This window comes from Rhizobium sp. 01N447_2 (assembly GCF_056399245.1).
On sequence record NZ_JBFTQY010000046.1, the window covers coordinates 17,040 to 31,726 of the forward strand.

Sequence of the window (14,687 nt, forward strand, 5' to 3'; positions counted from 1 at the left end):
TGGCGGACGCTTACGCCCCGTCGCTCAATTCTGCACATCGGGTTGCGAAGTTGTCAGCTTCCGTGACAGCGCCGATTGCGTCAACAAGATTGACGCTCGATCAAAGGAAGGAATCCCTCATGTCGCAAATCAGCCGCGACGCTCGCAAGACTTTGGACCTTCTTCGCTTGCGTGCTGATACCCCCGGCACAAAAAACAGAAACCACCTTAACAATGCTGGTGCTGCGCTGATGCCGAGCCCTGTTATTGAAGCGGTGGTTGGGTACCTAAGCCGGGAAGGGGAGATCGGCGGATACGAAGCCGCAGCTGAGGCCAACTCTCTACTGGAGGGGACATACGACAGCTTGGCCACCTTCGTAAACTGCGCCCGTGACGAGATTGCGATAGCTGAAAATGCGACGATCGCTTGGCAACGCGCCTTCTATTCCCTCGCTTTCGGACCTGGAGACCGGATCCTGACGGCAAGTGCCGAATTTGCAGCCAACTACATCGCCTTTCTGCAGGTTGCCAGGCGCACCGGCGTATCGATCGAAGTCATTCCGAATGACGCTTCTGGGGTCCTTGATCCGGACGCACTGGCGAAAATGATCGATGATCGCGTTCGGTTGATAGCGGTTACCTGGATCCCGACCAACGGCGGGCTTATCAATCCAGCAGCAGCGATCGGCCGAATAGCGCGCGAAAATGGCATTCTCTATCTGCTCGACGCATGCCAAGCTGCGGGTCAAATCCCGATCGATGTCAACGCGCTCGGGTGCGACATCCTGACTGCTACCGGCAGGAAGTTTCTCCGGGCCCCACGGGGAACGGGATTCATGTACATGCGCAAATCACTCCTGGATAAGATCGAGCCAGCCATGATCGACCTATATGGCGCGCCCTGGACTGGTCCGGATCGATACGAATTGCGACCTGATGCCAGGCGTTTTGAAACATGGGAGAAGAACTATTCGGTTCGTCTCGGCCTGCGGGCAGCAGTGGACTACGCGCTCGACATTGGGCTCGAAAATATCGAAGAGCGCTGCAATCACCTTTCGTCAAAGCTTCGCGAAGGCCTGAGGGGGATGCGTGCCGTGTCCGTACATGATCTCGGGACGCCCCTTGCTTCCATCATCTCATTCACTGTCAACGACTGGGACTCGTCATCTGTCATGGCTTATCTGACTGGCAAGGGAATCAACGTCTCAGTTTCCCCTCCTTCCAGTACACCCGTCGACGCCTATACGCGACAACTCCCGCCCGTGGTGCGAGCGTCGCCACATTATTACAATACCGAGGAAGAGATCGATGCATTCCTGGAGGCGATTGCAGGTATTGCCTCATAGCTGATTTGCTCGCCTGACGAATGAGCGGATTTTTTCAAGAGGCAAAGCAGTTGATGCGACCTTACATCAAGTCGTGACTGCATGCTAAGACCAAGCCCTAACTGTCCGTACCTGTTAGGCAGATCATCGCAGGCGCATCTGCCAATCCCGCCCACGCAACGCCATTAAGCAATGGCAAATGTTCATATAAGTCTCGCTCCAGAAGCCCGACATTTTCAAAGTGCCGGCGAACCTATCGGCCTTGTTCCGTGGCGATGCACGGGTTACCAATTGCAGGCGTGTTGAAGTCCCCGCTGCGGTAGCGGGTGATCTCCTTCAAGTTCCATCAATTCGCCGAAGCATGTGTTCAACGTTAATCGCGTGGAAGATAAAGCCGAGCTCGCTAAGCGGAGAATCGTATCGGATGTCGTCTATTGTGGCGATCAGGCGGTCAGCATCGATCAGCCCCAGTTCATGCAGCAGGCAACGACGGGATAATTGACTAGTGATCTCGCTAGCACCGATAATCAGCGAGCCGGTCAGATAGTGTTCGAAATTTTCTCTTATAGAAACGCCGAAGAACCGTTTGGGATATCCAAGCCGTTCCAACATCCGGCGATGCAGCGCCTTTTCGTGCCTCCAGGCTAAAGGCAAACTCCGATAAAATCGTACGGCTTCTGGCTGGGCGAATGGGCTAATTGGCCATATGCCATGGCTCGCAAACAAAGGAGCACGCGCGGCGTGTGCCTCCAGTACCGAGATTGGCAGAATAGGGAAGGGTGCCCGATCGCAGCTTGCTGCATAGTCGGGCAATCGGTTTTTGAGCACCAGCGTCATGGCGGAGGGAAGGATTGCAGGAAGGAATGCATCGCTAATATTACGAGCGATTTGCTCGTGACTTTGCTCGAAAGCATGGGCCATTAGCAACTCATCACCGCCTGTACCAGTTGCGACCGCCCGCGGGGCTGAGGCAGTTGCGAGCGACTTCAATAGTTGATGGAGGGGCCGCTGCAGATCGGCATTGTAGGGAGCGGGGACGTAGTCGCTACTCACTTCGAACCCACACGGAACCATTGGTATCGTGTCAACGCGCAGCGTTTGGTCGTGGAAGCCAAAGTGCTCGATTGCTATGTCGCGCCGCGAAGTCTGTTGACTTCGAGCTGGCCCCTCGACCTCCAAGGCATAGGTTTGCAGGGCGTCAGGATGCTGCCCAGCCAAAATGGCGGCAACGACTGCCGAATCCAATCCTCCGCTGAATTCGCTAGCCGTGAGGGTGGGCGTGAGCGGCCAGCGACGCAGCAGGGTGTCGATCAAACGGCATGCTGCGGCTGCAACATCGGCCTCATCCACAAGCGGGGTCGGGATGAAATACGGTGCCGGAGGGGGATATTTCGTCTCGACGTCTCCTGTCCTGCTGATGCAAAGCGACGCGCGCTCCGTCAGCATGAAAACACCGCGAAACATCGTGGTTGTTGCATAGGGGAGCGTGCCGACAAGACGCAGGCCAGTTCGGTCCGTGTCGATGTCGGCGAGGGTCATGCCCGAATAAAAGTCCGCTATCGACCAGGAGAGATCAATGCGCTCGCCGCTGACCTTCAGATAAAGTGGCGCAACACCTCCATGTCCGGCGCTGAAGGTCACCGTGCCGGAATGGCGGTTGATCGAAATTGTCTGATAGTCCAATGGCCATTGCCCAAAGGCACAGAAATCCTGCGCTCGTTCTATCGGCCAATCCCTGAGTGCCACAAGCTGCCCATTCGCTTCGGCGGAACGCTCGCGGCAGATCAGGATGATTTGATCAGTGGTGTCCCACCGGAAGCTTTCGAGCAAAGGATGGTCTAGGATCTTGATCGAGATGTTGGGGTAGGGCGGCGGGTACATCGGGGGCTCAGCCACGCACTCGAGATGACCTCGGTCAATCGTTCCCTTGAACATGGGTGATCGCTTAGTTGATGAAAATCTAAAGGGGCAGTGACCGCCGCCTTGGCGACGGTCACACGGATGAAACTTAAACGTCCAGTTTGTCCATGTCGCCTGGCTTGCCCCCCTTGATCATGGCAGCAATTTCTGTGGTCGAAGGAGTCGGTCCGACGCGCGGCGCCTTGGCAAACACGCTCAACTCGCTACCGATGAGATTAACGGGCTTGCGGGTAGTTGTCGTTTCCATGTTATGACTCTCCGTTGGTTGCTTTCCTCGCCGTCCCCATAAAGGGATGCCAATGACGCGAGTGACTGAGGTACACTGACTGTCCCATGCCGTTCTAGGGTGGCATAGGCTGCGGAATCATTAGGCTGCAATCGATCCGGGCGGCTACGTGACTGGCTCTCTGACCTAAGCATTGATTGCGAAGTAGCACCGCTTGTGCAAAAGAATTCCAGGCGGGGACTTGTGTGCGCTTATGAGCCGGACTGGCGGCGAATTGGTGACCAAAACTTCCTGAGCCGTAAGGTTCAAACATCGAGCGGAATTTCCTATGCTAGCTAGTTGCCTTCAACGTCTGCGGGGCGGACGAGGGGATGACTTCGAGTGGCACGACTAATTCGTTTTCGAAAATGCTGGGCTCTGAGAGTATGTGTGTTTGCCACCCGTTGGCGCGCAAGGAGTTTATCAGCTTTGGGTGCGTCTCGCCGATAAGCGAGGTGATGCCGGCAACGCGGCAAAACTCCATCAACCCGATCATTAAAACCCGCGATACTCGAATCCCGTCAATCCTTTCGTCACCGCTTGCAACCGCCCACCGCGTCCATTCGAAAACGTCGTGCGACCTTGGCCACTTTTGGCCCCGCATGATTTGCGGGTAGACGCTTGAAAGAAGATGTGGCTGCACCGTAGGAAGGAGCCGAGAATACCCGATCACCGCATCGTTCTTGAGAACGCTAAAATGAATAGCGCAATCGTGATCAAACTGATCTATTTCCCGTCTGTCACTCTTGCGTAATGCCTGCCATCCACGTCGTTCCACAAATTGCTGGTGTCGAAATCGCCAGATTTTCTCCATGAGCACGGCGTTAGCCCGAGAGTCCCCAATGCAAATCTTCATCATCGCTCCCTGCCCCCGGAGATCACTATGCTCGATCTTTCTGTCCTTCAAAATGAGTAGAAATACTCATTTCTGAGTTAGGTCGCGGATGATTAACGTCGTTCGTCGCGCTACCATGGTTTGAAATCAAACAATCCGCGCGGCATGGGAAATGGCGGTAACGGAAAGATCGGCCAAAACGGGCTTAAGAATGCCATCATCCCGTACCGCTAGAGTAAATTTGCAGAGCATCCGGTGTGCGTCAAAGGCGCCTAAGGCTCGATCAAGCCGCCTCTCAGGCAGCTTTTCGTTGATGGGATCACGTTAGAAAACCATCTCGGCCGGTGCTTATCCGCTACCGACCAAATAGGCTTCGACCGCTCTTTCCGTCCCGGGTCTCGGGGGCATGCCTATGGGTTCGTGATGGTCTGTCAGGGAGTATATCTACTCATTTACGTCACCCAGAAATGATTATAGCTGAATTGGTGTCTCCAATAACACTCGCCTCAGTTGGAGCTGGGCCAAGGAGCAGTCCAAACGTTTGGATCGGTCCTGGCGTGAAGACAGAAAATCAGCGGAAAGGGAGAATCAAATGTCCTTGCATGTCAGCTACGTAGACAAGGAAATGACGGATCATGCCCGTGCATCACAGCCGGGAAGCGCGGCGCTTGCCCAAGGAACGCAATATTCGTTGCTGTTGAAGAATCAATCGGCGCAACCTTGGACCTTCTATGTCTATCAAAAGATGCCTCAACCTGTTGCCAATGTTTTCTCCTTGGCATGGTTCTGCTCTCCGTATCAAATTCGGGTTGGCAATCAAATCAAATTCACTTGGGAGCTCGCCTATAATTTCGTCTGGAGCGACACGGGACAACTGATTCCTGGCGTGGATTTTCTTGCCTCCGGGGTGCAGGACTGCAGCCCTAGCGGGAGAAACACCACTACTTTTTCATTAAATGATGGACCTGGCCTGACCGCGCCGATCAAGGGTGATCCTGCAGGATCACTGGTCATCAACGATGCTGGCAATGTGCCAAACAACCGGTTCTCCGTGGGCATCGGCATGTCCGGAACAGGAACTTATGTTGCACAAGCGGGCACCAATCTGCTCCACACGTTCACGCCGACTCCGAGCTATTGGATTGCCGCGGGAACGAATGTGACTATCGGCTCGGTGCTCAGTATCGACACGATCACCCAGACCAGGGAAGCCAAGTTTCCCTCTAACGTCTTCAATCTCGTAGGCGAGCTCAAAGAGGACAATACCTGGGACGTAAAATCGGCTTGATGGCAAGGTGAATTGGCTTCAGCTCCGCCCGTCAGGGCGGAACTGATGCACGGTGAGTGCCTACTGTTGCCGATAATTGGCACTCCTTCCCTCACACATCAATCTTGACCGAGGAACCAAAGATGTTTGCAGGGCCTCCAATCGGTGCGGTCTGTCCCTTTGCGGGGCAGGTTGCCCCTATCTCGAGCTCGGTCAATACAATCTGGAGCAACACACCCTGCGCAAGCTCTGGCGCGGCTGCGGGTACAAATGCGGAAGCTCCTATCAGCTACGTCGAAGCCCAGGGATGGATGCTTTGCGATGGACGCTATCTCAGGGCAGCCGCCTATCCAGAACTCTACGCCGTTCTCGGCGGACTCTATGGAGAGCGGAGTTCTACGGCCGATCTGGAATTTCGGATTCCAGACTACCGTGGGCTGTTCCTGCGCGGTTTCGATGCCGGTGCCGGTATGGACCCTGACGCGAAACGACGGCTAGATCCAACTGGCAATAATGTTGCGAATGTTGTTGGATCACTCCAATGCGATGCTCTGCAAGTTCACGCGCATCCCTATGAGATAACGACGCCGGCGGGAATTTCGCAACAAGGCAGTGCCGCCGGAACTTCCATTTCAAGCAAATCGACAGGTTCACCGGAAAATCCGGCACGCACAGCTCTTGAGACGCGTCCCAAGAACGTGGCCGTGAATTACCTGATCAAGTTTCGGTAACTTGAAAGGGGCGCAGGTCCTTTCATTCGATTCAGAGACATCGGTCCGGAAGCGACATCTTGCCGGCCGGCAAAAGAGGAGAAGCTTAATGACTGCTACTTTGAGAGCTTTCGGATGCCTAGCTGCTTTCGCTCTGACCTTCACCTTAACGCAGGGAGCCGCAGCTGAGGAGCACCAAAAAGGCAAGGTCGCAGCGAAGCCCGTAGAAACTGGCGTTGTGATCCGCGGCGTCACGCTTGCCGGCCCGGTTGGAAATCCGGGAACGTCAACCGGGAAGACATGCGACTTCAGCGGTGAGCCCGTGGATCCATCCGGACGTTTGGAGGGGGCAAGCGTCAACTGCAGGCCAAGTGGCAACCGGGCGAATACATTGCCAGGGCTCCCCGCACGCTTTAACGCGTATTGCGTGATAAATGCGCCGGTCAAAAGTGCGCGGCTAATCCAAGCTGCCCGACCAGACAATGCCAACCACTGCGATCTGTCGGGGATCACCCCGAAAGACGCGACTGGTCAATTCGGGGGGGCCGTCTGGCGGTAGGCGGCCATTGGACGACTTCTGAGGAAACAAATTCAAAGCACGTCCTCGCAGCCATCCAATGGATGCTCTCTGCTCGACCTACCGAAAACTGTGTTGCGCCTGTCTATCAATTCAGGCGCAGATTTAGCTCTGCATTTCAACGGGCTACCATCAGACCATGATGGCTGTCGTGATCCAACAGGCCCGATCCTTGAAGTGGCCGAAAACTCCATATATTTCAGCGAATGATTCTGAGACGAAAGCTTTCGGCAATCATCTGAGGTGTATTAACCACATTGAGTTTTCGCTGGATGTTCAAAATGACATTTTGAATGGTTCGATGGGATCGTCCGAGAATCGTTGCGATCTCTATTGCTGTTTTGCCTGCGGCACACCAATGGATGATTTCGCGCTCTCGCGTTGTGATCATGGGTAAGGCCTGAATCTTTCGACTGGCATCATTCCCAATTTGGGCGCGGAGCAGGCTGTGCGCGTAAGCCGCCATCAGATAGAGCGCGCTTCGGTCGCAGGTTGAGAGCTCTACCCTTTCCGCTCCAAAACTGACAATCGATTGAAACCCGGCGGCAGTGTGTAAAGGAACGCTAAAGCCGTCAATCAACTTGAATTCGCGTGCCTCATTCATGACCCGACAGCTCTGCCGAGCGAGTTTTTGATCTCGCAGAGCTTCCGACCAAACAAATGCGTGATCACATGTCTTGCTAAACTGCACTATGGGGTCGGCGTGGACATAGTTGTTTTCACGATAGCGATCAAACCACCCGGCTGACCAATTGCCCAAAACGAAATAGGGATCAATTCGCTCCGGAGGCGAGGGGATGCCGGATATCGCGAAATAACTAAACCCGAAATATTGTGAAATTTTTCCAAGTAAGAGTAACACATCGTCTTTGCTCTTTGCACTGGCTGACTCTGACAGGAAATCGAACACCAGATTCGAGACCGCTGAGGATTCTTCCTTCACGACAACCTCCCGGTTCGGCGCAAGATTAACTTCGTCACATCTAAGCAGTAAGTGCCCATTTCGGTGGGCGGCTAACTCTGAAAACCATATTAGATACCCTTGATATATACAACCCAAAAGCGCATCTTCCAGGCGGGATCGTCGTCGGCAACCGTTTGGCGCCGCTCGTCTGAAAAACAATTCGAGCCGTCAATTTTATCCGAGTGCGCCAGCCCGATCGCTATAGCTTGGCATTCACTCGGAACCGTACGGCAGACGACTGACAACTTCGAAGCAGGGCCTGTCGCAAATTTTGGCGCTTAACGGTATGTGGACCATGGGAAGAGAGATTGCCCCTCCGAAAGTTGTGGAGCGAGCCGATGATTCTGAATGCTATTACCGAAAAGCTGAAGCGGCAATCGATGGCTGATTTCAAGGGCCGGCATTTCGAGGCATGGCCGATCGTGCGGGCGGTTGCCTGGTATTTGCGTTTGCTCAAGGCTTCAGACGAGTTCGTCAGAAGCGAAAGTTAAGGCCCGCCTTAATTACATTATCGTTGAGGTTGGACTTCGAGCTGATGCCTGCGCTCGGGGTCGGGACGGCGTTGTTAATGACGTAGTTGTACTCGATCTTTGCCGACACGCCGCCCGAAAACGCGTGCTCGACGCCGCCACCGAAGAGGTAGCCCTGTTTCCAGCTATCCGGTCCGGATTTCCATTTGTCCGATCCGGATACGAGGCGGCGGCCCTCGAACTCGGTCGTTGTGACGCCCGCGGTGCCGTAGACGAAAGTGCGATCAAAGCCCAGGCCAGCCTTCGCTTTCGCGGCACCGCGGAAGCGGCTTTCCACGTTGCCGCCGGGCACACGCACTTCGTTATTCAAGTACGAGCCTTCCAGTTCTGCGCCGAAAACGCCCGATCCGGCCTGGAAATTGTAACCTACCTGAGCGCCCACCGCTGGGGCGCGACCATTGTTGAACGGGTTGAATTTGGAGGCCGCGACACCTCCGTGAAGACCGGCGTAAGCCCCGACCCACGAGAAGGTTCCCGGTGCGTCATAAGAGGGGACGCTCGGAACGCTGTGGTCAGCTAGATCGGCCGCCGACGCGCCGCATGCCATTAGGGTCGAGACGCCTAGGGCGAAGATTTTTCTTTTAATTAGCGACATATTAACTCCATAACGAGCGAACCTAACATCCGGTGCTGGGCTGGACGCCCAAAGGTCTGCAAACTCCGCCTGACCCGCGGAGAGGGCATCATGAGCTTCCATGAGAAAAGCCAGATCGCTCGACCGGATCAAGTTTCGCATCGCGTCCGTTGGGTCTTGTGTCGACCCGACGCTCTTTGGGACATAGGAGGCGTTGTCCCTGCCGTGCCGGAGCCTACCTCCTGGACCATAGCCCCCGACGTTCCTCCCTGCGACAGCCCTTCGCCTGTTGAATATTTCAGCATTGTCATACCTGCTTTCATAAGCAGACTCTCTACAATTACCCGATTTAAGACAAGAGACGCAGAGGATATATTTAATGGTATATTCGTTTATGTTATACCAAAGAACGGTAATGCATTGATAGTTCACCATTTAATGGAAAACTATACGAAAATATATTTCCAAATATATTATGGTTTATTTTCCAGCTGGTGGCACAAGCATTTGCCGCGCCAACAAACTTAGGCTCGCACAACGAAAGCGCGACTGTAGCTGAGCTTATGCCACGACAGAATTCACGACGCTCGTCCGGGCGGCCAGATCCGCAGAGCGTCCCTGCAACTCCTGGTCCAGGAGCCTGTAATCCGCAGTGATATGATCGTCGGTCAGCCAATGGGTGGGGCCAGGCGGCTGCCGACCTGCGGTGCGATGCCCGATCCCGAGGCCGGTTCAGCCGTCTGGGCAACTCGCGAGTGATGGGTGAGACGCCCGTCCGACTCCCACCCCGCCGTGTTGGGCTCACCGTTGGCGGAGAAGCTTGTCATAGGGACGCGTCGGGTCGGCTTGAGGATATTCACAACATTGACGGCGTCGTCGGGACCAGTATCTCGGCGCTGTTCCTGCTGGTGATCAGCATCGCCAATTTGTTCTTCCTGAACCGTTGCGGAAGCCCAGATCGTTACCGCCGAAGCGAAGATACTCTCCACGGAAATCGCGATTGCGGCCACCAACAAGTTGTTCGAGCTGGCAGGAACGCGCGCAACGCCCGCACCCATACTCTGCACGACCAGGTCCGCTGGAAGTACGCCATTCTGGGTAAGTATTTCCTGAATGGCGAGAAGCCACCGCTCCAGCCTGGAGCTGAGGTTTTCGATCTGCAAAGCACCCTGAGTAAGGTGCTCTGCGGATTATGTCTGCAGCGCATACGAGGGAGGAAAGCTTTCGCCTTCGTCAACGAGATGTCGCGGACATTGTTGCCACTGTTTGGCCGCCGATTGTCATAGCCCCAGGTCTTTTTCATATTCTGCCGGCCACCGCGAAGGGCGCACAGTGCCGCCGAGATAAACATTTTGGCATCCGTCATTCAAATCGTTCCTATCAAAACAATGGATTTCACTAATTCGCTCTTAGAAAACATAAGGGCTGCTGGCGGCGCAGGCTGCCTCATAAGGAGTATATGCGATGATGTTCAAAGGCACTGATAACAGCCCCTTTATTTACGGATCCGATGACAATGACATAATCGATGGAAGCAATTTCAATGACTGGATTAAAGCCGGCGGCGGCGATGATCTGATTCGGGCTCATGACGGCCACGACAGGATCGAGGCCGGTCGGGGCCATGACATTGTCCGAGCCGGTGATGGCTCCGACACAATCTTTGGTGGTGATGATGACGACCTGTTGTTTAGCGACACCACCTACGCGCCCCGCGCAATACCGCATAGCGGCGAGAGCGACGACCGGCTCGACGGCGGCCCCGGGAGGGATATCCTTGCGGCTGGTGACGGCGCAGACATTTTGAATGGCGGCGAAGACGGTGACGCCTTCGTGTTTCGGTTCCACGACCCTATGGTTGGCACAACGCACTGCTATACGACCGTGATGGATTTCGAGCCGAAGCAAGACCGTTTTGTCCTGGACGCCGGTGACTTTGGTAAAGGGGATCTGTTTGGCGCAAATTTCGTCAACCATTCGAAGGGTTTCCCAGGCGAATTTGTGGACACTTTCTACAATGGCGAGGCCGCGAACGCGCACGGTGAGCACGTTGTGGTAATCACTGATCGAGGGTTCACGTCTAGCTCTGCCGCCGCGACCGCTATTCACGGCGAAGCCCGCGGTGACATCATTGTCTACCATGATGAAAAAACTCTCGGTCAGGATGGCAAAACTCACGGTGCGACACTAGCCTATGTCGATTCTGCGAACCACGCGCATGCCTTCGCTCATGTCGACAATCTGCACGACATGTCGGATCTTACCTCGCTTACGGCGGAAAATTTCGGCTTCATTTAATTCGAAGATCCGAGGAGCGTTCCACCCGTGGGGCGCTTCTCTTTTCTAACGTGGCGCGGTACCTAAAATAGAAACGACGTAGTTTTTGATCGAATGCACCGGCACGTGAACAAGGTCCAATGGCCGGTCGCGTGCTGTCCAATGTCGGCGTTGTTCAACCGCAAAGACGTGACCCTGGTCGAGAGGATCGTGAGATGCTGGCGGAGTTGGCCCTGCTGCTGAAGACCGGCGTGGTATCAGGAGCGACGCCGGCGTAGCGTCCGTCTTCTGTACAGGCCCGCGAAGCAATTCCATCTTAGTGAAAGTCCGCGTTGAGGGCCTTAGCAGGATTATTTCCCGTTTGATGGCTGCGCATGGCGAGGGGCCCACGCGGTCACATCCTCTCGGTGGCGGTGCGTCTTCCGTCGAGGAAGGTTGGCATTGCCGTTACCAGTACTGTCGTCAACATACTGGCGTTGGCAACAGGCTTCGGTGATCTGCTCGGCCGGAAATGAGCAACCGCCGTTACTTCAACAATCATTTACGTTGAACGAGCCTAGTCATCTCGCTGACAACGCTTTCCAAGATGTTGCGCATCATGCAGTCTGCCGCTTTGCTTGCGGCGCAAGTCTAATCAACCTGCCGAAAGCAATAGGCGTTCGCAAGGCACGATCGTAAGGGAAAACAGACGCTTAATGCAAAACAGCGCGTAGGTCCATGGCGATGCTATCCGTAGACCAGGCAACTGGCGCGGGCTGGCGTCAAATCCCTTTAGGCCTGTCGTTCGGGTCAAACTGAATGATCGTGATCCAATTGGCAGTGAGTGCCGGTCGGTTCTCGTTCTCGATCTCGACCGTCACCTCGTAGGTGGTCACCAGCATGCTTGCGCCGCGAAATTGACATTCAGAGAGAACGAAGCGACCGCGCACACGACTGCCGGTCTTGACCGGTGACATGAAACGCACCCGGTCTAAGCCGTAGTTAAGGCCCATGGTCTGCTCGCGGATCCTTGGCATGCCGCTGAAGTTCATCGCCGACAGAAGCGAGAGTGTTAAGAAGCCATGAGCGATCGTGCCACCAAACGGGCTTTCGACTGCCGCGCGTTCCGGGTGCACGTGGATGAATTGATGATCGTGTGTCGCGTCGGCAAAGAGATCGATTGTAGTTTGATCAACGGTGATCCATTCGGATTTGCCGAGTTCCTGGCCAATTCGCGACGGCACGTCGGCGAGCGAAAGTTCGTGCATTCGACCTCACTTATTTGATGACTGATCAAGTCGTGGATTTTCTCGGAGCGAGTTGCGATTTAACCAATCGTCACAATCATTCGACTGTGACTGACTTAGCTAGATTCCGCGGCTGGTCCACATCTGCCCCCATGACCACTGCCGTGTGATACGCAAGAAGCTGTAGCGGCAGAGAAAAGATCATCGGCGCGATAATCTCCTCGACATTGGGTAATACGATAGTGTGCATGGTGGGGAGTTTCGACATCGAAGCTCCCGTCTCGTCGGTGATCAGAATGATGCGGCCGCCGCGGGCGGCCACTTCCTGCATATTGGAGACAGTCTTATCGAAGAACCGATCATGTGGCGCGATGACGATGACTGGCATATTTTCATCGATCAGGGCGATCGGACCGTGTTTTAATTCTCCTGCTRCATAACCTTCAGCATGGATATAGGAGACCTCCTTGAGCTTCAGCGCACCTTCCATGGCTAATGGGAAACTCGTACCGCGGCCGAGATAAATCACGTCGCGGTAATGCGACAATTCCCGTGACAAGAGCTCGATCTTCGGCTTGATGTCGTTCAGCACCTGTCGCATAACGCCCGGCAACGTCGCCAAACTTTGGACGAGCACTTGTTCCTCGTCATCCGTGATTGTGCCCCGCGCCTTGCCCGCGCCGATGGCTAGCGCAGCGAGAACAGCAAGCTGGCATGTGAATGCCTTGGTAGAAGCAACGCCGATCTCTGGCCCGGCGAGGATCGGAAAGATGGCATCTGCTTCGCGGGCAATAGTTGATTCTGGGGTATTGACGACAGCACCAATTCTCAGACCTTGTGCTTTGCAATACCGGAGCGATGCAAGCGTGTCAGCCGTCTCACCAGATTGAGAGATGAAGACCGCTGCCGACCGTGGCGACAATGGGATTTCTCGATAGCGGAATTCGGAGGCGACATCAATTTCTACCGTCAAGCGTGCGTAGCGCTCGAACCAATATTTTCCAATCAGTCCCGCAAGGTATGCGGTGCCGCAGGCAGAAATTGCGAGGCTCTCAACCTTGGCAAAACCGATGTCGGTTGAAATGGCTTTGACATGATTTTCGTTCACATTGATGTAGTGACCAAGAGCACCGGCGAGGACCTCGGGTTGCTCGTAGATTTCCTTCTCCATAAAGTGCCGGTGATTGCCCTTGCAGACCAGGTCGGCGGTAGCAATCGATCTGTGCCGCGGGCGCGTAACGACTTTGCCTTCGATATCGAAAACCTGGACACTCGTTTTGCCTACAACAGCCCAATCGCCATCGTTCAGATATGTGATGTCATTGGTGAACGGAGCAAGAGCGATCGCGTCGGAGCCTAGAAACATCTCACCATCGCCGTGGCCTATCACTAACGGTGGTCCATTGCGCGCCACCATAATGGTGGCGGGATCATCCTCAAACAGGATGGCAAGAGCGAAGGCGCCCTTGACGCACTTCAACATGGCATGCATTGCCTCAAGGCATCCCATGCCATCCCGACGGAATTTTGTCAGGAGATGTGCAATCACCTCGGTGTCCGTGTCGGTCGTAAACTTGACCCCTACTTCCGCCAATCCGTCCTTCAGTTCGGAAAAATTTTCGATGATGCCGTTATGAACAACGGCTACACCATCGGCAAAGTGCGGGTGAGCGTTGCATTCTGTCGGTGCGCCATGGGTCGCCCATCGTGTGTGCGCAATGCCGACGGTGCCGCTCAGGGGCTCTTTTTTCAATCTCGTTTTAAGGTTCACGAGCTTGCCTTCTGCACGGCGTCGGTGCAATTCTCCCTCGAAGATCGTAGCAACGCCGGCTGAATCATAGCCGCGATATTCCAGCCGCYCCAAGGCTTCGATCAGCCGCTCCGACACGGGCTTATGTCCCACTATGCCAACAATCCCACACATGCTCGTCACCCATGTCCCAATAGCCCCCGACCGGTAATCAGGAAGGCGGACGCCGCTCGGTGCGTGTCCTCCAGCGCGTGCTAATAAATCTAAACAGATTAGTAAAATTGATTGTTGCGATAGCTATCATCCACGTCATGGATGCGGCGTACTCATAGGTTCGATAAACGCTGCACGCAGCGAATGATGCCTTCTGCAAAGTGTCGACAGATAGGCTACGCCCTGATGATGGGCGTAGCCTCTGACAAAGATGTTCCAGTCAACAGGGATTGGGATTTGCCGACGACATGCCGCGCGCGCATGTCCATTCGACA

The 14,687-nt window shown here is 54.8% G+C and carries 11 protein-coding genes and 2 pseudogenes; 6 read left to right on the forward strand and 7 right to left on the reverse strand.

Features of this window, described 5'->3' with window-relative positions:
• The first annotated feature begins 119 nt into the window (after positions 1 to 119).
• On the forward strand, positions 120 to 1,325 hold the full coding sequence (locus AC1ECN_RS25645) for an aminotransferase class V-fold PLP-dependent enzyme (RefSeq protein ID WP_477954473.1): 1,206 nt from the start codon (positions 120 to 122) through the stop codon (positions 1,323 to 1,325).
• Between the two features lie 315 nt (positions 1,326 to 1,640).
• Here AC1ECN_RS25645 and AC1ECN_RS25650 read toward each other — a convergent pair whose 3' ends face one another.
• From AC1ECN_RS25650 to AC1ECN_RS25660, 3 genes are all read right to left on the reverse strand, one after another.
• A complete protein-coding gene (locus AC1ECN_RS25650; RefSeq protein WP_477954475.1) occupies positions 1,641 to 3,239 on the reverse strand; it encodes an asparagine synthase-related protein in 1,599 nt (532 codons plus the stop codon).
• Between the two features lie 73 nt (positions 3,240 to 3,312).
• Positions 3,313 to 3,471: a hypothetical protein gene (locus AC1ECN_RS25655; protein ID WP_017958612.1), complete on the reverse strand. Its 159-nt coding sequence runs from the start codon at positions 3,469 to 3,471 to the stop codon at positions 3,313 to 3,315.
• A gap of 310 nt (positions 3,472 to 3,781) precedes the next feature.
• Positions 3,782 to 4,348: an acyl-homoserine-lactone synthase gene (locus tag AC1ECN_RS25660; RefSeq protein WP_477954477.1), complete on the reverse strand. Its 567-nt coding sequence runs from the start codon at positions 4,346 to 4,348 to the stop codon at positions 3,782 to 3,784.
• A 568-nt stretch (positions 4,349 to 4,916) separates the two neighbouring features.
• On the opposite strand from AC1ECN_RS25660, the gene AC1ECN_RS25665 reads away from it, so the two are divergent.
• Positions 4,917 to 5,612: a hypothetical protein gene (locus AC1ECN_RS25665; RefSeq protein WP_018068336.1), complete on the forward strand. Its 696-nt coding sequence runs from the start codon at positions 4,917 to 4,919 to the stop codon at positions 5,610 to 5,612.
• Between the two features lie 122 nt (positions 5,613 to 5,734).
• Complete coding sequence (locus tag AC1ECN_RS25670) at positions 5,735 to 6,322, forward strand: tail fiber protein (protein ID WP_080647206.1); 588 nt, start codon at positions 5,735 to 5,737, stop codon at positions 6,320 to 6,322.
• A gap of 755 nt (positions 6,323 to 7,077) precedes the next feature.
• On the opposite strand, the gene AC1ECN_RS25675 is transcribed toward AC1ECN_RS25670, so the two are convergent.
• Positions 7,078 to 7,821: a helix-turn-helix transcriptional regulator gene (locus AC1ECN_RS25675; protein ID WP_477954480.1), complete on the reverse strand. Its 744-nt coding sequence runs from the start codon at positions 7,819 to 7,821 to the stop codon at positions 7,078 to 7,080.
• 359 nt (positions 7,822 to 8,180) lie between these two features.
• Here AC1ECN_RS25675 and AC1ECN_RS25680 point away from each other — a divergent pair.
• Positions 8,181 to 8,291, forward strand: a pseudogene (locus tag AC1ECN_RS25680) (IS6 family transposase); the annotation flags it as partial.
• A gap of 25 nt (positions 8,292 to 8,316) precedes the next feature.
• On the opposite strand, the gene AC1ECN_RS25685 reads toward AC1ECN_RS25680, so the two are convergent.
• Positions 8,317 to 8,967: an outer membrane protein gene (locus AC1ECN_RS25685; protein ID WP_477954481.1), complete on the reverse strand. Its 651-nt coding sequence runs from the start codon at positions 8,965 to 8,967 to the stop codon at positions 8,317 to 8,319.
• A gap of 918 nt (positions 8,968 to 9,885) precedes the next feature.
• On the opposite strand from AC1ECN_RS25685, the pseudogene AC1ECN_RS25690 reads away from it, so the two are divergent.
• Together AC1ECN_RS25690 and AC1ECN_RS25695 are read left to right on the forward strand one after the other, a co-directional pair.
• Positions 9,886 to 10,079: pseudogene (locus AC1ECN_RS25690) on the forward strand (SfnB family sulfur acquisition oxidoreductase); the annotation flags it as partial.
• A 331-nt stretch (positions 10,080 to 10,410) separates the two neighbouring features.
• Positions 10,411 to 11,244, forward strand: a complete 834-nt coding sequence (locus AC1ECN_RS25695) for a calcium-binding protein (RefSeq protein WP_477954483.1) — start codon at positions 10,411 to 10,413, stop codon at positions 11,242 to 11,244.
• A 740-nt stretch (positions 11,245 to 11,984) separates the two neighbouring features.
• Here the strand turns inward: AC1ECN_RS25695 and AC1ECN_RS25700 are convergent.
• Both AC1ECN_RS25700 and glmS read right to left on the reverse strand, forming a co-directional pair.
• The gene (locus AC1ECN_RS25700; protein ID WP_018068343.1) at positions 11,985 to 12,470 is read right to left on the reverse strand and encodes a MaoC family dehydratase; all 486 of its coding nucleotides are present in this window, start codon (positions 12,468 to 12,470) and stop codon (positions 11,985 to 11,987) included.
• 76 nt (positions 12,471 to 12,546) lie between these two features.
• Complete coding sequence (gene glmS, locus AC1ECN_RS25705) at positions 12,547 to 14,373, reverse strand: glutamine--fructose-6-phosphate transaminase (isomerizing) (protein ID WP_477954485.1); 1,827 nt, start codon at positions 14,371 to 14,373, stop codon at positions 12,547 to 12,549.
• Positions 14,374 to 14,687 lie beyond the last annotated feature (314 nt).

What these genes read in the sequence shown, in the direction of transcription:
- AC1ECN_RS25645 (WP_477954473.1), top strand. Translation starts at nt 120, where the DNA reads ATGTCGCAAATCAGCCGCGACGCTCGCAAGACTTTGGACCTTCTTCGC.
- AC1ECN_RS25650 (WP_477954475.1), bottom strand. Translation starts at nt 3,239, where the DNA reads ATGTTCAAGGGAACGATTGACCGAGGTCATCTCGAGTGCGTGGCTGAG.
- AC1ECN_RS25655 (WP_017958612.1), bottom strand. Translation starts at nt 3,471, where the DNA reads ATGGAAACGACAACTACCCGCAAGCCCGTTAATCTCATCGGTAGCGAG.
- AC1ECN_RS25660 (WP_477954477.1), bottom strand. Translation starts at nt 4,348, where the DNA reads ATGATGAAGATTTGCATTGGGGACTCTCGGGCTAACGCCGTGCTCATG.
- AC1ECN_RS25665 (WP_018068336.1), top strand. Translation starts at nt 4,917, where the DNA reads ATGTCCTTGCATGTCAGCTACGTAGACAAGGAAATGACGGATCATGCC.
- AC1ECN_RS25670 (WP_080647206.1), top strand. Translation starts at nt 5,735, where the DNA reads ATGTTTGCAGGGCCTCCAATCGGTGCGGTCTGTCCCTTTGCGGGGCAG.
- AC1ECN_RS25685 (WP_477954481.1), bottom strand. Translation starts at nt 8,967, where the DNA reads ATGTCGCTAATTAAAAGAAAAATCTTCGCCCTAGGCGTCTCGACCCTA.
- AC1ECN_RS25695 (WP_477954483.1), top strand. Translation starts at nt 10,411, where the DNA reads ATGATGTTCAAAGGCACTGATAACAGCCCCTTTATTTACGGATCCGAT.
- AC1ECN_RS25700 (WP_018068343.1), bottom strand. Translation starts at nt 12,470, where the DNA reads ATGCACGAACTTTCGCTCGCCGACGTGCCGTCGCGAATTGGCCAGGAA.